A 24,319-nucleotide genomic window follows, 5' to 3' on the forward strand; every position below is an offset into this window, starting at 1 on the left:
TATTATAACACAACAAAATATTACGGAGAAGCAAATGTCAGCCCTACAGAAATTACAGGAAAAGATCACCCAATGGAAAGCGGATCACGAAGCACTCAAAAGAGAAAATGAGCAGTTGAAAACAGAGCTTGCAAACGTATCGGGTTCACAGAGCGAGAAAGACAGTATCATCGAGTCGCTAAAAAGAGAGTTGACGGAAAAAGATGCTGAGATCGAAAAGATCATCGCACAGGTAGAAGCTTTACTGTCGTAAAGTTTTGATCTCGAAAAATCTAAAGGATTTTGAATGAAAAATGTAGGACTTACCGTCTGCGGAAACAGATATGAGATCAAGCTTGAAGATGAATTTGCAGATTTCATCAACAAAGACCTTTCTAATGCCGGTGTCAACCTGCATACGGACAACAAACCCGATAAACTCCTCAAAGCCTATCTTCGTCTGGCCAAGCAGGCCACTTCCTATGAAGATGAGATAGAACTGCTTATCGAGACACTGGACGGGCTGTAGTAGCCTTATCTTTATTCTTTTGGGTTCTCTGCTTCCTGCTTGAAATGGAGAACTGCAGAAGATCATCTGTCGTCTTGACATACTCCGGCAGATTCTCAAAACTCTTTTCCATCACTTTTTCGGCACAGAGCGCATCACTGTAGGCACGGTGATGTGTTGCCGTTTCAATTCCGAGAAAATCGATCAGATAGGCCAAGCCGTAACGTTCACTTTCGAAGGTCCGTTTGGCAAGGTCAATAGTACAGAGTTTCGGATTGCCGATACCTCCCAGGCCGAAGCGCTCGAATGAAGCGGTCAGAAAGCTGTAGTCAAAGTTCGCATTGTGCGCAACAAAGACCGCATCGCCCATGAACTGTCGCAACTGTGTCAGCGCAGCCCTTCGCGTCGGAGCGTCTTTCAGATCAATCGGTTCTATACCAGTGATCTTCGTGATATATTCGGGAAGGAAGGCACACTCCACAAAGGTTTCCAACCTGTCGACGATTTCCCCTTTTTCCACCATCACCGCACCGATCTCTATGACCTGAGAAGTTCCGGGTTTGCTGCCGTTGGTCTCTATGTCTATGACACAATAGCGCTGTTCCTGGTAGGGGGTAAAGAAGGTCTTAAGCAGATAGCGACCCTTTTCATCCTGTTCAATAGGATAGCCTGAAGCCTGCAGCAGTATGAAGATCGTATCGCTGTCTTCAAGCAGCGTTGTATGTTTGATGGCAATATGTTGATACTGCTCTTCATTCAGAATTCCACCATGTTTCCGGAATGCGGATGTCAGTTCATCAAAGACTTTTCGCATTGCGCAGGAACCGCTCCACTTTTTGCAGGTCTTTCTTACCCTTGACCGATTCCACTCCGGAACTGACATCGACACCGTAAAAACCGTACTGTTTGACTTCATTTACATTGTCCGGTGTCAATCCCCCCGCAAGAATGATCCTGGAACAGTCCACACCGTCGAACCATTCAAGATTCAAACGTTTTCCGCTTCCCCCGTACGCTTCACAATAGGCATCAACCAGACGATACCGGTCCGGGAACCGGTGCACATCTTCAGCTGTCCGTGCACGTACCACAGGCAGGGTTTTGAGTGAAATGGCATCGAGAGATTCTTCATCCACATCAAAATGGATCTGTGCGAGAGAAATATCCGAATATCTGCAGACCGTATCGATGGTCTCCACTCCCTCATTGACAAAAAGCCCCACCCTCTCTACAAAAGGAGGCAGCTGATCGATGATGCGCTTGGCATCTTTGGGTGTTATGTAACGCGGTGACTCGTTATAAAAGACAAACCCAAGTGCATCCGCTCCGCATTCCACTGCATGAAGCGCATCTCTCAGATTGGTGATACCGCATATTTTGACTCTCATCCTTCTCCCCCCTCGTAGGGTGCGTAACTACGCACCTTTTGTAAAGCCTTTCGGCAAAAATTTGATTGTTTGCCAATTTTATTATACGGTGCGTGGTTATGCACCCTACATTATTTCAATGAGGCGATCGCCTCTTTGACCCCGTTGGGATGCTTAAAAACGTAGGACCCTGCCACAACCACATCAACCCCTGCTGCCGCCAACTCTTTTACATTCACATCATTGACCCCGCCGTCCACTTCTATCAGACAGTTCGGATTGCGTTTCTCGATCAGCGTTTTGAGACGCTGAGCTTTTTCGATCACGGAAGGAATGAACTTCTGTCCTCCGAAACCGGGATTGACACTCATAAGCAATACCATGCCGAGATCTTCAAGAAGGAACTCTACCGCTTCAGGCAGTGTATGTGGGTTCAGTACAATCGACGGTCTAATACCCAGTGAGCGGATCTTCTGTACCAGTCTGTGCGGATGTTTTTCCTCTTCGATATGAAAAGAAATGAATTCCGGTTTCAACGGTGCAAAAAGATCGACAAAGAAACTGTTGTTCTCCACCATGAGGTGAATATCCAACGGTTTGGTAGCCGCCTTAGCCACAGCTTCCACAACAACAGGACCGATAGTCAGGTTGGGGACGAAGTGCCCATCCATCACATCAACATGCACAAGGTCACATCCTCCTTCACAGATCGCTTTGACATCACGTGCAAGATGACCGAAATCCGCAGAGAGTATACTTGGGGCTACTAACATGGTTTTCCTTTTTGAAATTGGCGTATTATAGCACAGCGTTGGTAAGAGGTATTCATTTCAGACCTCTTCTCCTCCTTCAAAATTGATGAATATCAGTTCGATCCCATTCTCTTTGATCATTGTACCTATGTCTGTAACTATTCTGTGACGTATATCACTGTACATCGTCTCATTGTCCGCCTTGACAAAGAAACGCAGTTCAAAAAGGATACCATGGATAGTATAGTCGTTAACACCGGTAAGGATGATCTTCTCATGATCCACATCGGGGTGGTTGTGGAGGAATTCGGAGACTTTCCGGTCGATCTCATCCAGTAATTCTTTTGGTGTATCGAGCGCAAAGAGGAATTTCGTATCGACCCGCATCGCTTCACGTGCGGAATAATTGTCGATCATTTCAGAGGTGATCTTGTTGTTAGGAATGGTCAGAATGGTATCGTAGGTCGTCCGGATCTTCGTCGAACGTATCCCTACATTAATGATCACACCCACGTCATCTCCTATTTTGATACGATCGCCGGTTTTGAATGGCTGGTCTGAAATGATAATGGCAGATCCGAAAAAGTTGGCAATGGTGTCTTTTGCAGCAATAGCGAATGCCAATCCACCTATCCCCAAACCTGCAAGCACGGTTTTGTACGGGATATGAAGCACTTCCGCCACGACAAACACTGCTCCGGTGATCAAAAGAATACGAAGAATACTGCCTGAGAGGGAAATAATGATCTCATCCACGTCTGTGGAGGTTCGTCTGGCATGGATCTGCAAGGCAGCGAACATAATGGATATCAGATTGTAAAGGATCCAGGTTACACCTACGATGATCAACAGATAGGAAAAGGTCTTGATCACAGAGAAAAGGAAATCGGAAAGGCCCAACTGATGCGCGCCATACAGAAGGATAAAGGCAAAAATGATCAATTGTGCCGGCCTGAGGAAACGCAAAGTGATCATCTCTTTACTCCAGCGTTTTGTCAGGTAGAATTTTTTTCCGAGGGCAAAGGTGATCCATTTGCTTAGGTAGCTGACAAAAAGGGCAAGCAGAACGATCAGTACAAGCAGAATAATCTGCCACAAAGCCGTATCGTACACCTTTTTTATCAGAAGGGGTGAGATCGATTTTGCATACCCCTTCAGGGTGAAATAGAGTGCATTTTCACTTCTGACAACTGTTTTTACCTTGGGAGGGACATCCTCCATCGCTTCGTACAGTGCCTCGATATTCTCAAGTGTTTCAGGGGTGAACTGCCAGCGTATCTTTCCCTTCACCTCATATGGAGCGATGATGATACTGCCTATAGGATGGTAAAAATAGACATAAGGCATTCTGCTTTTGGGGTTATTGGGTATTTCCTGATACACAAAATCACTCACACGGTCTATCACCCCCAGAAGATAATGCGAAAGCAGCGGTGCCTGCCACTCCCAGATAGCAGGATCCACGGCAGAAAGGTTCAAGGTTGAGATAACATAGGTTTTACCTCCCTTCTCCCAGCGCTCGTTCTGTTCGATGAACGTACGCATGGTATCTCTGGGGTTGGCCAATTGCAGATTTTTGCTTGGGTCAAGTTCTGTAAGGCCGTATGCCTGAAGCATTTCTTTCAGCTTCGTATCGATCTCATCTTCTGCAGGAAACTTGATCTTCCAGCCCTTCCCGGTATCCTCTTTTACGAACGTTACCTCTACCGTATTATCCGTTCCGGCCTGATGAAACACCACTTTGGTCCGGTTTCCTTCGATGTTCGACGGAAAGTCAAACTTGTGTACGGTACAGAGATCGAGCATTTGAAAGAATTTTCGTATCAGCATCATACGTTTTCCGTAAAAATATGCCTGCTGTTCCTTGTTGAAAGAGATGAGTTCAATGGCCTTTTCCAGTGCTTCATAATCGCCATCCCGTACCTGATTTCCCAATTTCAGGAAAGCATACATCGTCGTGAAAGGATGCGAAGTGTCCAGGGAATATTTTTTCTGGGCCCCTGTCTCTTTGACACGGTTTCCCGCGATCCAGTCACCACTTTGCATGTTGCCGAAGAAGGCATCCCCGTCAGGACTGAGCGTAAACAAAAAATGATTGGTATGCTGCCGGTTTACGGAAACACCTTTGAATATCCTTCCCTCTGCCATTCCTCTCAAAATGCCGTTATTGGGCTGATAGGTTCCGTTAACTTCATTTCCCTGCTGCTGCAGCTGTACCACAAAGGCACCCTGTTGCCAGAACACATGCCACTTTCCGCTCCACAGTGTCTCAGATGACAAAGCACCCGTCAGGAAAATCATACATGATATCATGACCAAAAAATATTTTTGCATACTTTCACCTTTCACTCTCTGTATTATTATAACGAAAAGTTTTTCGCGAGGTTTCATATTGCATCGATGCGCTATCTGAATAACGGCTTAAGCAAATTTTATGCTCATTTTGTCTATAATCGCACAAATTTTTCACGTTTGTTCAAAGCGAACGTAATTCAATGAAGGAAATATTATGTCAAGAAGATGTTCAGTATCTGGAAAAGGCCCACTGGTAGGAAACAACGTTTCTCACGCAAACAACAAGACAAAAAGAAGACAGCTTCCAAACTTGAGATCGGTAAAGATCACAATGGAAGACGGAACAACTAAAAGAGTTAAGGTTGCAGCTTCTACACTTAGAACCATGAAGAAAAAAGCTGCGCAAGCTGCAGCGGCAAATTAATCTTTCAGATAGGAGAGGGTATACTCTCTTATCATGACTTCTATAGAAAAGCTTAAAAAGTTTCTCGGCTGGAGAAGCGCGCAAAAACCCCACATTACACTGAATGATGAATTTTATGCTCATTTAGCACCGTTCAGATTCCCTCTTATACTTACCGTTCTTATTATGCTTTTGGGCACAATAGGCTATATGGTCATCGATCATTTTCCACTTATGGATGCCATCTACCAGACCGGGATCACATTTACGACGGTTGGTTTTGGTGAAATACGGCCTATTTCGGATATGGGACGTATCTTTACCATCACCCTCATCATATTCGGGTTTATCGTCTTCTCTATCGCCGTGGGTATCATTGCCGAAGTGGTCAAGAAGGGAGACTTCCAAAAAATTGTCAAGGAGCGTAGAATGCTTTACGAGATCGCCAGACTGAAACAGCACTTTGTTGTCTGTTACCACAACGAATTCACCATACAGGTCACCAAACAGCTGCGTGCCAACCATATCCCCTTTGTGGTCGTCGACCCGAGAGAAGATATGGAAGAAATCGCCAAAAAGCACCACTACCCATACTTCGTCACGGCAGAAGCACACACGGAAGAAGGGATACTGAAATCACATCTCTCTTCAGCCAAGGGTGTCATTACCCTGGCGGACAATGTTGCGGACAATATTGCAACGATCGCTTCAGCCCGTCTGTACGAAAGTGAAATAGGCCGTAAGCGGAAATTTCTCATTATTGCCAATGCCAAAAGCAATGAAGATGACCAGAAACTGCTGAAACTCGGTGCCAACAAAGTGGTGACAGCCACCAAACTGATGGCAGAACGTATCAATGCCATGGCGGCACGCCCTGATATGGAGAACCTTTTACAGGAGTTCCTCTACAAAAAAGATACGCCGCTTGATATGGAAGAAGCGAAGGTTTCCAAAACATCCTGGCTTGTCCTCAAGAAGATCAAGACAGCACGTTTCAGGGACATCGCCAATGTGACCATTATCGGTATCAGACAGAAAGACGGTGTGTTCATCCCTATGCCAAAGGGCGATACAATCATCATGCCCGAATCCAAACTGCTTCTGATCGGCACGGAAGACGGGATCAGGCATGCCAAGAAGATCATCCGTAAAAAAGAAAAACCCGAAGAGCTGAAATACATATAACATTAGAAATTAAAAATTTTGACATAAATCTACATTCATGTCAAAAAAGGAAAACATTATGTCTAACTATAAAATTACACCACTAGAGAACGGTCTTGAGAATGTTCAAGGCTTTTACTGCGATGCTGTCAATGTCGGCATGCGACCTGATCCCGATCAGGGGGATGTAGCCTTCATCCGTTCCGAAGTACCCTGTGATATTACATCCGTTTTTACTTCCAATACGTTTCAGGCTGCGCCTATCAAACACTATCAGCATTATGGAGAGGATTTTCAGACTAATTTCGTGCTCATCAACGCCAAGAATGCCAATGCGATGACGGGAGAGAAAGGCATTGAAGATATTGACACTATCCTGTCAACACTCTCCTCCAAAACAGATGTACTCAACCCCGTTATGAGCTCTACAGGGGTGATCGGCTACCGCCTTCCGGTTGACAGGATCGTTAAAGCATTTGACACACTGGATTTCAATGCAAAGCATTCAGATAAGACCGCACGTGCCATTATGACAACGGACAGTTTTAAAAAAGAGCTTGCCTACCGTATAGAACTTTCTGACGGCAGTCAATTCAATATTGCCGCCATCTGCAAAGGTGCGGGGATGATCAATCCGGCTATGGCTACGATGCTCTGCTTCATCATTACCGATGCGGATATTCCAAAATCCGATATGAATACCTTACTGCATGAGGGGACAGAGCAGTCATTCAACCGTATCTCTGTCGATGGCGACACTTCCACCAACGATACGGCTATGCTCCTCGCCAATGGACAAAGTGCCACCTACGACAAACAAGCTTTTGCCAGTGTTCTGAACAAACTCATGTTCGAACTGGCCATGATGATACTCAAGGATGGAGAAGGTGCCAACAAACTGGTTGCCTTTGAAGTCAAAGGCGCACTCAATGAAGAGGAAGCACAGAAGGCTTCCGCAGCATTGAGCAATTCTTTGCTTGTCAAAACGGCACTCTTCGGAGAAGACCCTAACTGGGGGCGTATCGCTTCGACTATAGGTGCAAGTGGGGTGGCCTGTGACGACACAAGACTGACCATTCACTATGATGATCTGCTTATCTATTCCGACACCTTCAGAGAACTTGATAAAGAGCGCGAAGATCATGCTTACAGGATCATGAAACAGGATCAGTTCACAGTCACCTGTGACCTTGGCATGGGAGAGGGAGCCTATACCTCCTACGGGTGTGACCTGAGCTATGAGTATGTAAAGATCAATGCCGAGTACAGAACTTGATTTAACATAGCTCTAAACACAAAAACGATAAAATACATCCAAAATATACATTAGGAGTAACAATGTTACACGAATATAGAGACGAGATCCACGAACTTAAACAGCAAAATGCACACTTCGCAAAAATCTTCGAAAAGCATAATGAGCTTGACCAGAAAGTAGAAGATGCAGAAGCAGGTCGTATCCCAATGACAGACATAGAACTTGAAACATTGAAAAAAGAGAAACTTCTTCTTAAAGATGAAGCTTATAAAATGATTATGGATTACAGAAAATCCAAAGCATAATCCTGTTTTAGCGGGCTGTTCGCCCGCACTATTCACCTCCTACTTTTTATTTCATTCATATCCCATAAGCACTACCAGGAAACCACTCCATGACAGCATTCAATACGATACCCAATATACCCGAAGCCCTTTTAGGCACCCTTGAAACACTCGGTTTCACTACAATGACAGAGATACAGCAAAAGAGTATCGGTCCTATCCTGAAGGGAAAGGACATCCTTGCACAGTCCAAGACCGGGTCGGGGAAAACACTGGCGTTCGGCATTCCCGCTGTTATGGGTACTGATGTAAAAAGCAACAAACCGCAGACCATTGTCATTACTCCGACCAGAGAACTGGCAGAACAGGTTGCCATGGAACTAAGAAAGATCGCTGCCTACAAAGCCAATCTCAAAATACTGACACTCTATGGTGGTGTTCCACTGCGGGCACAGGCTGACTCATTGGCAAAGGGAGCACATATTCTCATAGGGACCCCTGGACGGATACAGGACCATCTTGCCAAAGGGACATTGACACTTGAAAGTATCAAGACCCTGGTACTTGATGAAGCGGACCGTATGCTCGATATGGGATTTTATGAGGAGATCATCAAAATTGGCTCCAATATGCCAAAACAGAAACAGACACTACTCTTCTCGGCAACCTTCCCTCCCAAGATAGAATCTCTGGCAAAAGCCCTGCTTAAAGATCCTCTGACCATTAAAGTAGATACGGTACAGGAAGCTATGAAGATCAATGAGCTTGTCTATGAGACACCAGACAAGTTCAAAACACTCAATGCCCTCATAGGCTCCTATAAACCAGACTCACTTCTCATTTTCTGCAACACAAAGGCAGAAGTCATTTCCCTGGCGGACAGACTGCAACAGCGTGGCCACTCAGTCATTGATATACACGGTGATCTCGACCAGAGGGAACGCAATGAAGCGGTCATTCTCTTTTCCAACCGATCCAAAAGGATTATGGTCGCTACAGATGTTGCCTCACGCGGACTGGATATCAAAGATATTTCACTGGTGATCAACTACGACCTGCCTTTTGACAAAGAGGTCTACACACACCGTATCGGCCGGACAGGACGTGCCGATGCCACCGGTATGGCAATATCTCTCTATGCTCCCAATGACAGCGAAAAATGTTCCTGGATCACTTCTCAGGCAAAACAGGCAGACCCTAAGGATCTTCGTGTCGATGCAAACTTCAAAATGCTTTCCGAATTCGATACCATTTGCCTCAATGGAGGGAAGAAGACCAAGTTGCGTGCAGGAGATATACTGGGAACATTCTGCAAAGAGATAGGTATCGATAATACAGAGATAGGCAAGATTATCATCACTGATACAAAAGCATATATCGCTTTGCATCATACCGTGGTTGATAAAGTCCTGAAAGCACTAAAAAGAGTGAAAATCAAAAAGAAAAAGTATATTGCCTGGAGAGTGGATTAATCCCCATCCAGGATCTCTTCTTTGCGTTTGTGTCTTACGATATAGAAAATGGTAATAAAGGCCACGGAGATCAATGCGATCAGTGTTGCCGTATGGAGATACTCGGAGATGAGCTTCTCGTTTGAACCCAAAAGGTAGCCCAACGCAACCAGCACCACGATCCAGATACCGGCACCCAGTGCCGAATAGAGTGAAAAACGCATAATATCCATACGTGCCAATCCTGCCGGCAGGGAAATGAGCTGACGTATACCCGGGATCAGTCTTCCGTTGAAAGTGGAGAGTTCTCCGTGTCTGTTAAAAAATGTTTCCAATTTGTCTAGAGTCTCTGCTTTGATAAAAAAGTATTTACCGTATTTTAACAGAAAGCGTCGACCAAAATGCATTGCGAGATGGTAATTGAAAAGTGCTCCACCTACAGAGCCTAAGATACCGATCAGCACGACAAGATAGACATTCATCTCCCCATTGTAGGCAAGATAGCCTGCCGGTATCATAATAATCTCGCTGGGAAAAGGGAAGAAAGTGCTCTCGAGGAACATCAGAAGAAAGATACCCCAGTACCCCATACTCCCTATTGCATCAACGAGAGCAGCGGCTATTTCATGTATCATACAGAGTTATTTTTCAGAATAGGCACCAACAGCGGTCAGTCGTTTATAGCGCTGATCCAGCATCTCATCAAGAGAGAGTTCCCTGAGTGCTTTGACACTTTCCAGGAAATATGTTTTAATGGCTTCCGCCGTGGTGACCTTGTCACGGTGCGCACCGATAAGCGGTTCATCAAGTACGTCATCGACCAGTTTATGTTCCAGAAGATCGCTTGGGGTAATCTTCAATGCTTTGGTCGCCGTCTCTACCTTGGAAGGATCGTTCCAGAGGATTGCCGAACATCCCTCGGGAGAGATAACGGCAAAAACAGAATAACGCAGCATAGCGAGTTTGTCTGCCACACCGATAGCAAGCGCACCGCCAGAACCACCTTCTCCGATCACGATGGAGATCATAGGCACCTTCGTTGCCGAAAACTCAAAAAGGTTCCTTGCGATTGCTTCACTCTGCCCTCTTTCTTCAGCACCCAGGCCCGGATAGGCACCCGGAGTGTCTATAAGCATCAGTACAGGAATATCGAATTTTTCTGCCAGTCTGACTGCACGGAGTGCCTTTCTGTACCCTTCCGGGTTTGGCATACCGAAATTTCTCTTGATCTTGTTCTTGACACCACGGCCTTTCTGCTCACCGATGAGCATGGTCTTCTGACCGCCGATCCATCCGATATAACAGAGAATAGCCGGGTCATCACGGAACGCACGGTCCCCGTGGATCTCATAGGCATCATCCATCAGTAGTTTGATGTAGTCAAGTGAATAAGGCCTGTCGGGGTGACGCGCCAGTTGAAGTTTTTGATAATCACTTAGAGAACCAAAGGTCTTCTCAATCTCTTTTTCAAGCTCTTTCTGATATTTTTCTACAGCTTCCAGGTTAGCAATGGCATGGGCCGATACAATCTCGTGTTGTATCTTCTCTATTTTACTTTCAAAATCCAGATAGGTTGCCATGCTTTGTCCTTATACTTTTTTAAAGATGACGACACCGTTTGTACCACCAAAACCAAAAGAGTTACTCATAACCACATTGAGATCCGCTTTTCTTGCCTCATTTGGCACATAGTCAAGATCACAGTTCTCATCTGGAGTTGTATAGTTAATGGTCGGAGGTACTATACCATCTCTCATCGCCATAAGTGAGGTAACGGCTTCAATAGCACCTGCAGCCCCAAGACAATGTCCCACCTGCCCTTTAATGGAACTTACAGGAGGACAATTCTCTTTACCACCGAACAGCTCTTTGAGTGCAGCTGTTTCATTCTTGTCGTTGACCGGCGTGGACGTTCCATGTGCATTGACATAGTCCACTTTAGGTTCACCGGCCATTTTATAGGCCATTGTCATAGCACGAAGCGGACCGTCCATGGTTGGTGTAGTGATGTGATTCGCGTCACCGCTTTCACCAAATCCAATGAGCTCTCCATAGATTGTCGCACCGCGTGCCACCGCATCTTCGTAGACTTCAAGTACCAGTGCGCCCGCACCTTCACCCATAACAAACCCGTCACGGTCGGCATCGAACGGTCTTGAAGCAGTCTGGGGATCGTCATTTCTTGTAGAGAGCGCTTTCATTGCTGCAAAGCCGCCTACACCTACAGGACAGACAGCAGCTTCCGCACCTACTACCAACATTTTGTCAGCTGTTCCCACGATAATGGACTTTGCTGCTTCTGCAATGGCATGCGTGCTTGCCGCACAAGCAGTTACAGAGGATAAGTTCGGCCCCTTAAGATTTTGATAGATCGAGACAAAACCGCCGAGCATATTTACCAGAGAGGAAGGGATGAAGAAAGGAGAGATCCTTCTTGGCCCTCTATTCTCACAGATGACCGAGTTCTTTTCGATATTCGCTAATCCACCAATACCTGATGCAGATGCAACTCCGAAAGTTTCTCTATCTATGTCATCCGTGATCTTGGCATCCTCCATTGCTTCCGCTGCTGCTTTGAGTCCAAGTTGAATGAACCTGTCTGCCTTTTTTACCTCTTTGGCATCCATAACGCTCAACGGATCAAAGTCCCTGACTTCACCCGCGATTCTTGCCGTATGCTTTTCAGGGTCAAACAGTTCTATGGTATGAATACCACATTTACCCTCAACAATGGCGGAAAATGCACTCTCTTTATCAAGTCCAAGGGAGTTGACCATTCCCAAACCTGTTACTACTACTCTTCTCACTGGCTCTCCTGTCTCTGCTTAAATAAGATATATATCAACACATCATGAAATGGATTGAGATATATGTTATACATCCTCCCCGCAAAGGGAGTGTGCATGGGTTATACGTTTTCGATGAACTTGATCGCATCACCGACAGTAGCGATCGCTTCTGCCTGATCATCAGGAATTTCGATATCGAACTTCTCTTCAAGTGCCATTACCAACTCAACGACATCAAGACTGTCCGCCCCAAGGTCCTCTACAAATTTAGAATCTTCTTTTACCTCGTCCGGGCTCACATTCAGTTGCTCTACAACTACTTCTTTTACATCATCAAACAATGCCATTGATTTCTCCTTAAGTTTGTTAAAATACAGGGTATTATATCAAAAAAAGAATAACAAAGCTTGAAAGGATTGGGCTTTTTAGAGAAATTAGGGCTGTAAAAGCAACTTTTTTACAGCTGGATCACGGAGGGTTTTACCTTTCAATATCAGACTCTCCATAGTTTGAAAAGAGATAAGATCTTTTGTTTTCTTTTCATAAGCACCAAAACCATAATGCATTGGTGTGCTATCGGTACGTGAGTACCAGGCTTTTCGCGCATCGACCCATCTATGTGTATCAAGGGATCTGACGAACATCTTCGAATCTGCAGAAGAGTGCTTCTGTATCCATTTGACCAGACATCCAATATCATCAAAGAAATAGGTCATACCCTCATTCGTTATGAGCTCTGCTGCATAATCAGGATCATTCACGAACATATTACACTGTGAACACTGATAAGTTTTGGGAGTAATGTCAATGGGCTGGCGTGCAGTATTGCCTTTAAAGACCTTCTTCCCTTCCGGCATTTTCATTGCACTGCCACATTTCCCCGGGCCACATTTCATTGTTGCAGGTGAAAATGTCACTGTCACTATCAGTATCAGCAATGTTGTAAATAATGTACGCATTTTACAGCCTTTTCCTAATAAAGTCTATGTATCTCTTCGAGCATATTGTCCACGGTAATATCATCGCCATGGGACTTTAAAAAGTCGGTCAGATACTTCTCGGAAGCTTCCATCCCGCCCTCTTTTTCGATCTCGACCAGTTTTTTATAGATCGGGTCCAATATATCTGTCACATGTTTGGATATTTTCTTCCTTGAAGCTTTGTATCCTACCGGTTCTCCATTTTCGTCTCTGAGTATGTCGAAATCGGTAAATACCCAATAGTATCTCCCGTCCTTGGCAAGATTTTTGACCGCGGCGATAAAGTTATGCCCGTTCTGTATCCTGTCCCAGAGTATCTTAAAGAGTATTCTTGGCATGTCAGGATGCCGAACAATGCTGTGCGGCTGGCCGATAAGCTCCTCTTTGGTATAGCGAGAGATCTCTGCAAAGTAGTCATTCACATACGTGATAATACCCTTCAGATCGGTCTCACTCTCTATATAGACATTGTTTTTAAGTACTATCTCTTCATTGATGGGTTCTGGTCTTTTCATGGTTAAATCCTTTTTATTAAAATCATTTTTGATGCAAAGAACTATTGCTATAATCCCACTCTTTTTTTTCAGCCTTCATGGCTCAGCTTTCGCAGCCAAAATCGACACGCAGGTGTCGATTTTTTAACAGGGTTTCCAGCCTCCGCGGCTTCACTTCGTTACGACCGCTCCAGTTTCGCAGCTAAAATCGACACGCAGGTGTCGATTTTTTAACGCTGCTCACATATCCAGATACCGGATCAAACCTTTGCTTAACTTTGAAAACGGCAGGATTTTGGTTCCCCCATGCTTCATCATGAAAAGTTTGGCATTCTCTTCCGATACAAACGGGATGAGATCATCTCCGTGCGGTCCGTTAACTCTACTGCCAAAGACGTAGACCGCTTTGGTAGCATCTACTCTCTGTCCGCTGATAAAATCCTGCACATACATCGTTTTGATACCGGTCGGCAGCAAATGATGCTTGATGAAATACTCCTGATGCTGGTAGGCCTGCATCATCGCTTTGACCGAAACGAACTGCACCTTTTTCTTGTTTTTAAGTTCTGCTTCACAGAGCCATTTTTCATATTTTTTCAACGGCAGCTGGTAGACAGGATCCGATGCATTCTGGTCAAGCAACAGAACCTTGGTGTTAAAGGATGTCCCTGCGATACCTATACCGCTACACAGCAACAGACTTAAAATAGTTTTTTTCATCGACACTCCTTATAAAAGATCTTTTTTTCTAAAAGCAATATAGCCAAAATAAGCCAAAAGTGCACCTATGATAATAGGATAAATAATCGCATAGATCATCAAAAATGTCGATCCGAGTGTATCGAGCAGATAATAGGCTACAGGCCCGATAACCGTCAATTCGGGATCGAAGAGCGAAATAGCCCCTATCCGGAACACTTCTATGGGGTTGAGCATGGCCAGCGTGACGATCAATCCATCACTCATTCTGTTCTGCAGCATCAGTCCCATCAGTGCAATGTCGATGAATGCCAGCATGGCTATCCATACGACAAAAGAACTCCCCAATGCAATATCCGTTGACTTGACGATAGTTGAGAGGAAGAATGCTAAGCCCAAAAAAACAAAACTCAAAGAAAAAAGCAGCGTCGAGTAAAGAAATACCATATGCCATGGCATCTCTCCACCTTTAAAAAGACCGAAAATGACCCCGAGGATCAGCGCAAGAAAGACCGGCATGAAGACTGTCAAAAAACGTCCCAACATCTTGCCCCAGTAGTAATCGTTCAATGATACAGGGAATGAGAGCATATATTCCAGCACATTACTCTCCCTGTCTCCCGAGATCGATTTGACCGTGGTAATCAGTATAAATATAGGCAGAATGATGATCGTAACCTGTATAAAGATCAGTAGCATACGGCTAAGGCCGGTAAACCCCATCACGACGGAGTCAGAGACGCCCGAAATGAAAAAGAGTGCCATCAGGCCGCCGAACACTACCGAATAGACATAAAACCATTTTGAACGCAGTGACTCTTTCACATCCAGGTATGCTACCAGAAAAAGATTTTTCATCAATAGCTCCTTACTTTTTTACTGTTTTGTTTTTCTGTCTCTCTTATCTTTTGGGCCACTGTGGCAAAATCAAATGTTTTCGCATTTTTTTGCAGTGTCTTTTTTGTATACGCAGCAAAGCCAAAAGCCATAGGGGTAATGGCACCATACGTATATTTTGCTTTTCGTGCATCTATCCATTCACCTGTCTTTGCATCGGTGATCCAGATGATCGCTTTATCTTTCCATGGGATCTTCTCTTCATCCATCCACAGTACGGCGCAGCCGATATCATCGAACTTGTAATCTTTCCCTGTTTTGGGGTCAATGATCTGCACTGCGAATTTACGTTCGCTGATCGCCATTTTACAACGTTCGCACATATCTCTGTCCCAGTGCATCTGCTGTACCGCTCCTACCGGTTTCTTTTCACATCCCGAAAAGCCAAGTAAAAGAAATATCCCCATCAAGAGAGAGAAACTAAATTCTTTCATCTTCTACCACCTTTCCCAGGTCCATATAGATCTTCCGATTGACCAGCCCTTCTATCTCATCGAGTCTGTGTGTAATGAAAAGGGTTGAACACTCTGTGTCGATCTCCGTAAGAAGCTCATAGAATTTTTCCCGCCCTTTGGGGTCAAGATTGGCTGTGGGTTCATCAAAAATAAGCAGATCACTCTTCTTGGAAAGTGCAATCGCAATCAGAAGTTTCTGCTTCATCCCTCCGGAAAGTTTGAAAAAAGGCTTGGAGATATGTTTTTCAAGATCAAGATCCATTCTGTCGGACTCTTCAAATATTTTTATTCTCGAAACCCCCGAACTTTGTTCTACATACAATAGCAACTCTTCCAGACTTAATTTAACCGGCGGGGGGAGCTGCGGGATGAAAGAGATGTTCTTCAACACATCTACCCTGTTTTTGACAGGATCAAATCCATTGACGCTTATCTTTCCGCTGTCGATATGGTAAAACCCGAGCATGGCCCTAACCAGTGTAGTCTTCCCCGCACCGTTGGGGCCCATCATCGCAATGCGGTCACCCTGTTCGATGTCCAGGTTTACATTGTCCAGTACTTTGCTTCCCATAAATGTCTTGTTGACATTTTCAGCTTGAACCAACATCTATACCATATCCTTCAATCTGAAATCATAATTATATGCATCGGTATGACATACATCGAAACACCTTCCGCAGAGAGTACAGTCGCCATTGACCACCAGCTGTGTCTCAACGCCTTTTTCTTTACGCTCTTTGTCGTATTTGGGCTTGATGAATTCCAGCACATGGTCCTCAAAACAGGCATTCAGACAGGCACCGCAGTGGTCACACTTATTCATATCCCATTTGACTTTGGTCATGCTGACCCAGCCAAGCATATTGTAGGTCGTTCCTACAGGGCAGACATATTTGCACCATGCTCTTCTCGAGTAAAAAATCTCTATAGTAAGTACGACCAGTACCCATACCAAAGCCAGGCTCCATCCGTACGTGATCGCACGGCTGATATAGCCGATTGGATTGAGTACTTCAAAGACCAGATAACCGTCTATCGCTGCAGCAGCCAAAAAGATCGCCCAGAATACAAAACGCACATTCGGTGTGAATTTGTGCTCTTTGATGATCTTCTTTCGTACAAGTATCTGATGGATGCGCTCTCCTATTTCACTCAGAAGTCCGTAAGGGCATACCCATGAGCAGTATGCTTTTCCTCCAACTAGAAAATAAAATACGATCAGCGTTACAGACCCGATGATCACATTCGTATGAAAATGGTGCTCTGCAGCAAAGATCTCCAGCGCGGTGAAAGGGTCGATCAAGTGAAATCCAAAGAGTCTCGATCCGTTCAGTGTACCTTCCAGCATCTGCAGGTCGATATGGAAAGAGAGGAAGAAAAGAAGGTTGATAATGATAATACTCAACCATCTCCATGCCCTAAGTGTCAGTCTGAACTTACCAGCCTGTGTCTTATAATACAAGGTACTCAGGAGCGGTGCATTGATCAGCTCCCTGACACTACCGTTATATCTGTCCATTTGCTATCCTTTATGAAGCTTCCAAGCAGTTTGGAACTGCTTGGGCTTTACTGTTACTGCTCTTTGAGCTTCTGCTCGAATGAACCGATCTCGTCTGCAAGTGCCTGCATCTGGCTCTCATTCATTTTGCTGAGCAATCCATACATCACGTAATTCTTTCTTTTTCCGGATTTGAAATCTGTCAGATCCTGATGCACGGTTTCTGCACTCAGGCCTACCAGTTTCGGGCCAATGATCCCTTCACCGTTCACTCCGTGACAGGAAGAACATTTCTGCTTATAAAGCGGGCTTACACTGAATGCTGCGACATTTCCAGCTTTATTTTTCAGAGCCTGAAGTTTCTCATCCAGCTCTTTCTTTTTCTTTGCCTGTTCTTTTTCGATATCAGCATTGCTCATTTTTTCTACAGGAGCTTCCTGTGTTACAGGCTGTGTACCTGTATCAAGTTTTACTTTTATCTGTGTTTTGGCGATCATTTTCTGGATCTCTTCCAACTTGTTCACTTCTCTGTCTGACTGATAGACCATAAACATTGCTCCCAATGCAAGTACGGTTACGATTGCAGCTAATATGTGTTTCATTTCTATTTACTCCTCATCTCTTTGATTTGTGTGTTGAATCTCTCTATCTCTTTGGCGATACTCTGTAGTCTCTGCTCATCGATACGGTTTACCAGTTCTTTCATCAATGCATTCTTTTTTTCTCCGGTCTTAAATGCTTTGATCTGGCTAAAGATAAAGGTGGCATTCTTGTCCAGCAGTGCCGGTCCGATCACACCATTGGCATAATCATCATGGCAGGCAGAACAAAGCAGACGGTAATCCGGACTGAGCTGTTGAACCATCAGAGTGATCTGTACTCGTTCATACGGTGACCTGATATCTCTGTAGGCATCAAGTTCTGTTCTTACTTTCGAAGTTTCGGAATTATACTCACTACTGCCTTTTTTCTCTTTATTGTAGGAATAGTAGAACTGTCCACTGTTCTCTTTGGAATCATCTTCTTTTTCCAGGGCTTTTACAGCACCTTCAGTCACAACGATACCTTTGGCACTGGCTTCTTTACCAGCTGACTCTTTTGGCTTCTCTTCACCGCAACCAGCCAAAATGAGCAGACTGACTCCCAGTGAAAGGACCAATGTTTTATTACGCATTTTGACTTCCTTTATTTTTTTCATAGACATCTGCATAGGTGGCATACGGAAGTATCTGTAAAACCTTGGTAGGACAGAGTTCCACACAGGCACCGCATCCGACACATGCTTCGCGTATCTCGGGGAACAATCCACCATCTTTTGAGATCATGCCTATTGCCTGGCTCGGATCAGGCTCAAAAGGACAGAGATCTGCACAAAGACTGCATGTTTTTCCTTCCTGTGCGCTCAACTTCTGCAAAAGCTCTTTTTGAAGTATGACCTTCTCAGGATCATTGGGGTTCATAACTACTTTTCTGTTTTGACGCTCTGTATCACTGATCACTTTGGTATGGTCGTAGATCCGGCCGATCATCTCATTGGTCACCTTCTTGTTATCCAGGGCAATACAGGCACTTTCATTGACCACGATTGCCATACCCATGTGTACTTTTTCGATCACATTCGCTTCATGATCGAGTGCCCCAGTGGGGCATGCCAATACACAGGGAAAGGCTTCACAGAGATAACATCCCCTTGCCAGAGGATCAATATAAGCCGTTCCCACACCTGCTTTCCCATCTATATCTTCCAGCATAATAGAATCATAGGGACAGACCTGGAGGCACTGCCCGCACTTGATACACATTGAAAGATACTGCTCTTCAGGTACAGCTCCGGGAGGACGCAGCCGTCCCTTTGTCAGTTTGAAGTCTTTTGCTGCCCAGATGCCGCCTGCAGCAGCTATGCCGAGTACACCCAGGCCTACGGCCTGCTTCATGAACTGGCGTCTTTTTTTCTCTTCTTTTGAAATAGTTTTCTGTACTTTCTCTTCCATTTATACCTGTCCTTCATGCATTTTGGGATGCTTGTCACTCAACAGCAGTACCGGTTCCGAAAAAGGAGCCAGTTTTGCCAGAAAATTCAATATCGAGATCACAGGGGACCCGTAAAAGAACTTGATATTCGGATTGAGCAGCCATACTTTATCCGCATATGCATAATAGTTATACGGTCCGTCGCCTATGCCGTCACCATTCTTGTCAAATCCTTCATAATCATCCCAGTAATTTCCGTCAAACTCATTTTCGGTTATTCTCGTATTATACGAATCATTCATTACATTTTCGATATTCCCTTTGAAAATATTATCGACAAACCTGTTATGAAGACTCAATGAGTGAAAATGTATCCCCTCACTGTTGTAAATAATACGATTGCCTTCAATGAGATTCGTCGTATCAGGTTCATAGGGCGACCGGTCAATGAACAACCCTCTGGCGCAATAGATGATTGTATTGTCTTTGAGTACAAAATTACTTGCATCTTTCATACCGATTCCCAGTCCGGTTGTTCCCAGTGAATTCTGTATCAGGTTTCCTGTTGCGATCGTGTCCTGAGAATACATAAAAAAGATACCTACTGAATTATGTTTATAGACATTGTCTTTGACAATATTCTTTCCGGTATACATAAAATGCAGAGAATACCTTCCGTACTCTCCTCGGTTCTTTTCTATAAGGTTCCCGTGTGAATACCATACAACAAAATCACGTGACTTGTAAAGATGGTTCCCGCTCAGATGGTTGTCATTACTGTACCACAGGCGGATACCATCTCCCCGGATACCGAGGTCAAACGGTTTGGACTCGATATAATTATCATTAATCTCCGAATTACTCACTTCGGACATATCGATCCCGAACAGGCAGTCAACGATTTTGTTGTTTTCTACATGACACTGTGTCGTTTTTTGCATGGAAATACCTGCATCGACCTTTTCATGTTCTTCACCACTGTGTCTGATGGTTAGGTTTTTCACGGTAACACCGGAACTCGTGATAGTCACCACAGTACCTTTTCCGTCACCTTCGATGATGGCTTTCTGATCTTTCCCGTCTATGATAAGCGGTTTGTTTATCACGATATTTCCATGATAAAGCCCCGCCGGTAACTCCAGGCGGGAGCCCGGTTTTGCCTGATCAATAGCATCCTGCAATACATTGCCTGATAGAGACAGTGAACTGATTGCGATAGTGAATGCTATGATCTTCTGTAACATCTTAGGCTGCTTGTTCGCTTTTCTGATATTTACGTTTTGCCGCCAGTGCCAAAATACTCAACACAGAGATAGCTACCAGGAGCCAGAAACCAATCGTCGGGTAAGAGTGTGTCGTAAACTGTGCGACTTTACCGTCCCCGAAGACCGTAGGGGTGAAGGGCTTGATCTTGAAAGCCCCCCAATCATGCATATGATGTCCGAACCAATAGAGCCAATAGGAGTAGAAACCTATGAAAACGATCGGCAATGCCACAGGGATTAGCATCAGAAGATTGAAGATCCTGTTGTTGTAGATCATGAACATGGCCAAAAGCCATGCTACGAAGATCAAAGCATATGGAGCCAACAAACGAAGATATGGTGCCCCTCTCTCCATCGGATCCATTCCGATATAGTGGTTGATCGTATTCATTTCATGAACATCACCGCTGAATCCGTCAAAATGATAAAAGACTGGGATCCCTTCAGGAAATGCATCTTTAGGGTAATTCGGTGCTTCGAGCGACACATACCAGATCGGTGCGGTCACTACATTCAACTCCATATCATCCTCGATCATTTTCTTCAGATTGTTCGCATCCTCTTTGGGGATATTGGGCGAAACATACCTGCCCTTCTGATAATAATCCCAAGTCTTGACGGTAAGGTCGGAGAGCTGGTCTCCCTTGCCCTGTCTTCCCATCTCTACCACATTGTGCGTGAACACCGCGGGGATCACGAACCAGTAAAGCAGAATGCCCAATGCCAGCAGTGTAAATATTCTTGACTTTGCCAAAGAACTCATATGTATCCTTTCTTAATAGATATACCAAAAAACTTGAATAGATCGAGTTTTTTGAGATAGCTATTATCTTTTACATATTCTACCGTTTTATTCTATGAATAGACTTGATATCTATCAAGATAAATTATATTTTGAAAATATAAGTGGGAATTATAATGTAGGCTACAAAGGGCTTTAAGCCCTTTGTAGAATGTAGATCTTAAAAGAGGTTTGCGTTCTCGTCGATCCACTTAAGATATTCGATAATATCTTTAGTCTGTTCTTCCGTCATACCCTGGTTAGGCATACGTAGGTTGAAGTAGTTGATCATAGATTTGATATAGTCATCATCATACATTTTTTCAGGATGCATGATCCACTGTGCAGCCCATGCTTCACCATTCTCGTGTCTCTGGAGTACACCTGTCAGGTCTGGACCTGAAGATACTTTACCAATAACGTGACATCCGTTACATCCACCTTCAAGATACGCTGCTTCACCACGCTTAGCAGCAGGGCTCATAGGTTTAGCTACTTTTTTGACCAAAAGGTCTTTCGCTCTGATACCAACGTCCGCCGTCTTAACCATATACTGCCAGATCATGTTTTCGAAGAGGATCGCTTTATCCAGATTTCCTGCTTTAACAGCTTCATCTGCTTTCTTCTTCTGCTCAGGGATCTTACCATACTGATCCAATGCATCTGTTACCAATGCTTTAATGGTCGGGAACTTCTCATAATGGTTCTCTTTAAGGAACTTCACAACACTCTGGATAACTTTGTCTGTCGCATTGTTCACTGCTACAGTCTGGTCATACTCTTTTTTGAGCTGCTCAGGACTCATTGCTGCCATTTTAAGTTTCTTGGCTGCTGTATACTTCTTGTTCGGATCTTTGACCAAGAGGTAACCCATCATCTCAAGGTGCAGTGCAGAACAGAATTCTGTACAGTAGTAAGGGAATACACCTTCAAGATCTGCTTTGAATGTTACAGCAACTGTTTTACCCGGCTCAAGAGATGTATGTACATTATACGTATCTACTGTAAAACCATGTGTCTCATCTTCAGCTCTTTCAAGGTTTGTGAGATAGAAGGTTACTGTATCACCTTTGTTCACTGTTACATGTTCAGGGTTGATGTGTGATCTGACCACTGTTCCGTAAACATAGACATGGTTTCCTTTTCTTACGATCTTTTCCTGACCGGCGAGTGTTTTACCTTCATGTACCTTACCTGTAAAGGCATTGGTTCCCATCTTATAACGTACTTCTGTCTTCAGTTTGCTTGCTCTGATGGCTACTGCCTGGTGAGGCTCACCCAATGGAACAGGCATATCGTAGAGCAGTTGCATCTTTTTACCACGAATATCGATCAACTGGTGATTCTGAGGGTGCAATGGCCCGATCTCGTTAAATCTGTCAATCGCAAGTTTGTTCAATGCGATGATGTAATCTCCCTGAGGATCTTCCGTTTTACCTTCCATACCACAAAGGTGACCGATGTTGTAGTTAACATTCTGTCTGTCTTCCACTTTACAGGTCTTGTAGTTCCATTTGACAACCTGGCTGTCAACATAGAGAGACGTATAGATCTCACCGTCTTTCCAGTTCTTACCATACTGGTTATGTAATGGCCCGAGGCCCAACTCAGCCTGACAGTGCATTGTTTTCTTCAGATCAAGAATAGGAATACCGTACGGATCTTTACCTACATACGCTTTATGCTTGATCGCATCCTGTATCTTGTCAAAATCATACACGGTCGCATGTGTATCAAGTTTACCACAGACAACAATGCTTTTACCGTCAGGTGATACATCGACACCGTGAGGTGATTTTGGCTCTGGAATAAGGAAAAGCGCATCATTCTTGATCGCAACTTCCATAGGAATAACTCTGGTACCATTGACCATTTTTACATTTTTAGGATCTTTTGCAAGTTCAGCCAGTTTTTTCCAGTTATATACATGAAGGAAATCCGTATCGTTACGGCTCATACCCGCTTCGAATGGAGGAAGACCTTTTTCAATACCACCTGTATATAGCTCGGAGTTGAATGAGTTGGTGAATCCCCATCCGAAACTTGCTTCTTTACCTGCATCGGAAAGATCCTGCATATAAGGAGGCATTTCGATCGTAAACGATTTTTTCGGATCTATTCTTCCTATTTTCGGGTCAAACTTCCAAACTGTTACACCACCACGATACGTCTCTTTGTACTCTTCGATCGGGTGATAGTTGTTGTCAAGCGGAGCGCCGTACTGACACGCTTCCAGGATGTGCTCGGAATTCGGTGTAAAGAATGCTCCACCGTGGTCAGATTTGAAAACAGGATTCACAACGATCTGCTTGGTAACGAAGTCCTTCAAATCAATAACAGCAAGACGTGGATTGGCTTTATCATTGATAACCAGCCATTTACCGTCATATCTACCGTTTGTTTCGGAAAGTGCCGGGTGGTGTGTGTCACCCCACGTAATCTTCTTTCCTCTGATATTACCCTGGGCAAGGACTTTTTTGGTGTCATCATCATAACCCCAACCCTGCCAAGGTTCCGGTGTAAATACACCGATGTATTTGAGAATTCTCATTGACGGAACACCATACACCATTATCTGTCCGGACTGACCGCCCGAAGAGAATACGATATATTTGTCACGTCCACCGCTTGGTGTATAGGTTTTAGCCGCTGCCAACAGGTCAGCCTGCGTCAAACCTCTCTCTTTCATCACATTATCCAGGGCACTTGCACCAAAAAGTGTAGATACACTCAATGCAGACCCAAGAAAAAGCGATGTCAATTTGCTTAACTTGTAGCTCATTATTTCCTCCTAAAGAATTTTAGTCAACAATGCAACAGCATTATTGCCCATAGCTCCATTATAGCTTATTATTATTATTAAGATAATTGATTTACGTCAAGAATTTAACACTAATTTAACATTTGGGTAGAAAGGGATATCTTTTTTGCTGGTATTTTAAAATATTTAAGAAAAAAGGATTGTCAGGATCAGCATGCAGGAATCAGAACAAAAAAACAATAGCAGGGATGCGGCTGAGCATCAGCTC

The 24,319-nt window shown here is 44.3% G+C and carries 28 protein-coding genes; 7 read left to right on the plus strand and 21 right to left on the minus strand.

The window, feature by feature from the left end:
* Nucleotides 1-34: 34 nt before the first annotated feature.
* Together SUN_RS11165 and SUN_RS11170 are read left to right on the plus strand one after the other, a co-directional pair.
* The gene (locus SUN_RS11165; protein ID WP_041672771.1) at nucleotides 35-253 is read left to right on the plus strand and encodes a hypothetical protein; all 219 of its coding nucleotides are present in this window, start codon (nucleotides 35-37) and stop codon (nucleotides 251-253) included.
* Nucleotides 254-286: 33 nt separating this feature from the next.
* A complete protein-coding gene (locus SUN_RS11170) occupies nucleotides 287-508 on the plus strand; it encodes a hypothetical protein (RefSeq protein ID WP_041672772.1) in 222 nt (73 codons plus the stop codon).
* Here SUN_RS11170 and SUN_RS11175 read toward each other — a convergent pair.
* The 4 genes from SUN_RS11175 to SUN_RS11190 form a co-directional block, all read right to left on the minus strand.
* Complete coding sequence (locus SUN_RS11175) at nucleotides 483-1,301, minus strand: 3'-5' exonuclease (protein ID WP_012083924.1); 819 nt, start codon at nucleotides 1,299-1,301, stop codon at nucleotides 483-485. The two genes, SUN_RS11170 and SUN_RS11175, sit on opposite strands and share 26 nt — an antisense overlap.
* Nucleotides 1,285-1,875, minus strand: coding sequence for a phosphoribosylanthranilate isomerase (locus tag SUN_RS11180; protein ID WP_012083925.1), 591 nt, complete (start codon nucleotides 1,873-1,875; stop codon nucleotides 1,285-1,287). Before SUN_RS11180 ends, SUN_RS11175 begins: the two co-directional genes overlap by 17 nt.
* 110 nt (nucleotides 1,876-1,985) lie before the next feature.
* Entirely contained in the window at nucleotides 1,986-2,627 is a 642-nt protein-coding gene (gene rpe, locus SUN_RS11185; protein WP_012083926.1) for a ribulose-phosphate 3-epimerase, read from the minus strand.
* A gap of 57 nt (nucleotides 2,628-2,684) precedes the next feature.
* Entirely contained in the window at nucleotides 2,685-4,940 is a 2,256-nt protein-coding gene (locus SUN_RS11190) for a mechanosensitive ion channel family protein (RefSeq protein WP_012083927.1), read from the minus strand.
* Between the two features lie 175 nt (nucleotides 4,941-5,115).
* Here SUN_RS11190 and rpmB point away from each other — a divergent pair, with 175 nt between their 5' ends.
* The 5 genes from rpmB (at nucleotide 5,116) to dbpA (ending at nucleotide 9,482) form a co-directional block, all read left to right on the plus strand.
* The gene (gene rpmB / locus SUN_RS11195; RefSeq protein ID WP_012083928.1) at nucleotides 5,116-5,325 is read left to right on the plus strand and encodes a 50S ribosomal protein L28; all 210 of its coding nucleotides are present in this window, start codon (nucleotides 5,116-5,118) and stop codon (nucleotides 5,323-5,325) included.
* Between the two features lie 33 nt (nucleotides 5,326-5,358).
* Nucleotides 5,359-6,489, plus strand: coding sequence for a potassium channel family protein (locus SUN_RS11200; protein ID WP_012083929.1), 1,131 nt, complete (start codon nucleotides 5,359-5,361; stop codon nucleotides 6,487-6,489).
* Nucleotides 6,490-6,547: 58 nt separating this feature from the next.
* Nucleotides 6,548-7,744 carry a bifunctional glutamate N-acetyltransferase/amino-acid acetyltransferase ArgJ gene (argJ, locus tag SUN_RS11205; protein WP_012083930.1) on the plus strand — a complete coding sequence of 399 codons (1,197 nt, stop codon included), beginning with the start codon at nucleotides 6,548-6,550 and terminating at the stop codon, nucleotides 7,742-7,744.
* 62 nt (nucleotides 7,745-7,806) lie between these two features.
* A complete protein-coding gene (locus tag SUN_RS11210) occupies nucleotides 7,807-8,031 on the plus strand; it encodes a YdcH family protein (protein ID WP_012083931.1) in 225 nt (74 codons plus the stop codon).
* Between the two features lie 89 nt (nucleotides 8,032-8,120).
* Nucleotides 8,121-9,482, plus strand: coding sequence for an ATP-dependent RNA helicase DbpA (dbpA, locus tag SUN_RS11215; RefSeq protein ID WP_012083932.1), 1,362 nt, complete (start codon nucleotides 8,121-8,123; stop codon nucleotides 9,480-9,482).
* Here the strand turns inward: dbpA and SUN_RS11220 are convergent.
* From SUN_RS11220 to nosZ, 17 genes are all read right to left on the minus strand, one after another.
* Nucleotides 9,479-10,096 carry a DedA family protein gene (locus SUN_RS11220; protein WP_012083933.1) on the minus strand — a complete coding sequence of 206 codons (618 nt, stop codon included), beginning with the start codon at nucleotides 10,094-10,096 and terminating at the stop codon, nucleotides 9,479-9,481. The genes dbpA and SUN_RS11220 overlap by 4 nt on opposite strands.
* A gap of 6 nt (nucleotides 10,097-10,102) precedes the next feature.
* Entirely contained in the window at nucleotides 10,103-11,041 is a 939-nt protein-coding gene (accA, locus tag SUN_RS11225) for an acetyl-CoA carboxylase carboxyl transferase subunit alpha (RefSeq protein ID WP_012083934.1), read from the minus strand.
* A 9-nt stretch (nucleotides 11,042-11,050) separates the two neighbouring features.
* Nucleotides 11,051-12,268, minus strand: a complete 1,218-nt coding sequence (locus tag SUN_RS11230; protein ID WP_012083935.1) for a beta-ketoacyl-ACP synthase II — start codon at nucleotides 12,266-12,268, stop codon at nucleotides 11,051-11,053.
* Nucleotides 12,269-12,369: 101 nt separating this feature from the next.
* Nucleotides 12,370-12,597: an acyl carrier protein gene (acpP, locus tag SUN_RS11235; RefSeq protein ID WP_012083936.1), complete on the minus strand. Its 228-nt coding sequence runs from the start codon at nucleotides 12,595-12,597 to the stop codon at nucleotides 12,370-12,372.
* A gap of 87 nt (nucleotides 12,598-12,684) precedes the next feature.
* The gene (locus SUN_RS11240) at nucleotides 12,685-13,209 is read right to left on the minus strand and encodes a hypothetical protein (RefSeq protein WP_012083937.1); all 525 of its coding nucleotides are present in this window, start codon (nucleotides 13,207-13,209) and stop codon (nucleotides 12,685-12,687) included.
* 14 nt (nucleotides 13,210-13,223) lie between these two features.
* On the minus strand, nucleotides 13,224-13,745 hold the full coding sequence (locus SUN_RS11245) for a PAS domain-containing protein (protein ID WP_012083938.1): 522 nt from the start codon (nucleotides 13,743-13,745) through the stop codon (nucleotides 13,224-13,226).
* A 219-nt stretch (nucleotides 13,746-13,964) separates the two neighbouring features.
* Entirely contained in the window at nucleotides 13,965-14,444 is a 480-nt protein-coding gene (locus SUN_RS11250) for a nitrous oxide reductase accessory protein NosL (protein ID WP_012083939.1), read from the minus strand.
* 9 nt (nucleotides 14,445-14,453) lie between these two features.
* Entirely contained in the window at nucleotides 14,454-15,281 is an 828-nt protein-coding gene (locus tag SUN_RS11255; RefSeq protein WP_012083940.1) for an ABC transporter permease, read from the minus strand.
* Complete coding sequence (locus SUN_RS11260; protein ID WP_012083941.1) at nucleotides 15,281-15,754, minus strand: hypothetical protein; 474 nt, start codon at nucleotides 15,752-15,754, stop codon at nucleotides 15,281-15,283. Before SUN_RS11260 ends, SUN_RS11255 begins: the two co-directional genes overlap by 1 nt.
* The gene (locus tag SUN_RS11265) at nucleotides 15,741-16,382 is read right to left on the minus strand and encodes an ABC transporter ATP-binding protein (protein WP_173255963.1); all 642 of its coding nucleotides are present in this window, start codon (nucleotides 16,380-16,382) and stop codon (nucleotides 15,741-15,743) included. The genes SUN_RS11260 and SUN_RS11265 overlap by 14 nt, the downstream gene beginning before the upstream one ends.
* Nucleotides 16,383-17,294 (minus strand): NapH/MauN family ferredoxin-type protein, encoded by a 912-nt coding sequence (locus SUN_RS11270; RefSeq protein ID WP_012083943.1) that lies wholly within the window; start codon nucleotides 17,292-17,294, stop codon nucleotides 16,383-16,385.
* 53 nt (nucleotides 17,295-17,347) lie between these two features.
* On the minus strand, nucleotides 17,348-17,875 hold the full coding sequence (locus tag SUN_RS11275) for a c-type cytochrome (protein WP_012083944.1): 528 nt from the start codon (nucleotides 17,873-17,875) through the stop codon (nucleotides 17,348-17,350).
* 2 nt (nucleotides 17,876-17,877) lie between these two features.
* Nucleotides 17,878-18,447, minus strand: a complete 570-nt coding sequence (locus SUN_RS11280) for a c-type cytochrome (RefSeq protein WP_012083945.1) — start codon at nucleotides 18,445-18,447, stop codon at nucleotides 17,878-17,880.
* Nucleotides 18,440-19,264: a 4Fe-4S dicluster domain-containing protein gene (locus SUN_RS11285; RefSeq protein ID WP_012083946.1), complete on the minus strand. Its 825-nt coding sequence runs from the start codon at nucleotides 19,262-19,264 to the stop codon at nucleotides 18,440-18,442. The genes SUN_RS11280 and SUN_RS11285 overlap by 8 nt, the downstream gene beginning before the upstream one ends.
* A complete protein-coding gene (locus SUN_RS11290) occupies nucleotides 19,265-20,488 on the minus strand; it encodes a nitrous oxide reductase family maturation protein NosD (protein ID WP_012083947.1) in 1,224 nt (407 codons plus the stop codon). It abuts the gene before it with no gap.
* A gap of 1 nt (nucleotide 20,489) precedes the next feature.
* On the minus strand, nucleotides 20,490-21,272 hold the full coding sequence (locus tag SUN_RS11295; protein WP_012083948.1) for a hypothetical protein: 783 nt from the start codon (nucleotides 21,270-21,272) through the stop codon (nucleotides 20,490-20,492).
* A 199-nt stretch (nucleotides 21,273-21,471) separates the two neighbouring features.
* Nucleotides 21,472-24,072, minus strand: a complete 2,601-nt coding sequence (gene nosZ / locus SUN_RS11300; protein WP_012083949.1) for a Sec-dependent nitrous-oxide reductase — start codon at nucleotides 24,070-24,072, stop codon at nucleotides 21,472-21,474.
* Nucleotides 24,073-24,319 lie beyond the last annotated feature (247 nt).

It is taken from the genome of Sulfurovum sp. NBC37-1 (assembly GCF_000010345.1).
Taxonomy (GTDB): Bacteria; Campylobacterota; Campylobacteria; order Campylobacterales; family Sulfurovaceae; genus Sulfurovum.